The organism is Pseudomonas sp. A-1 (assembly GCF_004801855.1).
GTDB lineage: Bacteria > Pseudomonadota > Gammaproteobacteria > Pseudomonadales > Pseudomonadaceae > Geopseudomonas.
This window is the reverse complement of sequence record NZ_SSTC01000215.1, coordinates 1-1,044: the sequence shown is the minus strand read 5'-3', so window position 1 is coordinate 1,044 and position 1,044 is coordinate 1. Positions and strand designations below refer to the sequence as shown.

The 1,044-nt window shown below is 59.5% G+C and carries 1 protein-coding gene; it reads right to left on the bottom strand.

Annotated features, from left to right (window positions below; all coding sequences use genetic code 11):
* Positions 1-225: 225 nt before the first annotated feature.
* The coding region (locus tag E5198_RS21210) for an IS5 family transposase (RefSeq protein WP_136491868.1) at positions 226-1,044 on the bottom strand (819 nt) is incomplete at its 5' end.

Here is a 1,044-nt window from a genome sequence, read left to right as displayed (position 1 = left end):
TCCGCTTCGTCTCAACCGAGGCCGCGCATTCTACAGCAGCCTTTCAATCTGTCAAGCGTTTTTCGAAAATTTTCTTTCCGAATCAACCGCTTGCGCTTCAGCGAAGAACTCGACCACCGAGGCGAGGGAGATGAATCATACAGCAACCAGAGCCACTGTCAACACTTCTAGATTTTCGGGAGTTGATCTTGCCCTTCACGGGCACCCTGTGGGCTACTGCCCGCATCACGGACGCACCTCGCCTGCCATCAGCAGTCGTTTCCGCATCATCCAGAGGTTCGACAGGGCAAACAGAGTGACCAGTTGGGCCGTGTTCTTCGCCAACCCACGGAAACGCACCTTGGTGTAGCCGAACTGGCACTTGATCACCCGGAACGGATGCTCAACCTTGGCGCGCGTCTGGGCCTTGGTCTTCTCGATCTGGCGAATCACGCGCCCGAGCAGGCTGCGCTTGCCGAGCGACTTGTAGGTACTGCGGCGAGCGGCAACCGACCAGATGACTTCACGGCCTTCATGCTCGGCACGCTTTTCGACGCCGGTATAACCGGCGTCAGCGCAGACATACGACTCTTCACCGTGCAGCAGTTTGTCGAGCTGAGTGACATCCGCCACGTTGGCTGCCGTGCCGATCACGCTGTGTACCAGCCCCGAGTCGTCGTCGACGCCGATGTGTGCCTTCATGCCGAAGTAGTACTGGTTGCCCTTCTTGGCCTGGTGCATCTCCGGATCACGCTTGCCATCCTTGTTCTTGGTCGAGCTGGGCGCATGGATGATGGTCGCGTCGACGATGCTGCCCTGGCGCAACAGCAGACCGCGCTCGCCCAGGTAGCCATTGATGACTTCCAGGATCTGGCTGGCCAGTTCGTGCCGCTCCAGCAGACGGCGGAAGTTGAGGACGGTGGTTTCGTCCGGAATCCGATCCAGGTGCAGTCCAGCGAAGTGGCGCAGGATCGTCACCTCGTAGAGGGCTTCCTCCATCGCCGGATCGCTGTAGCCGAACCAGTTCTGCATGAGGTGCACACGCAGCATGGCAGCCAGCGGATA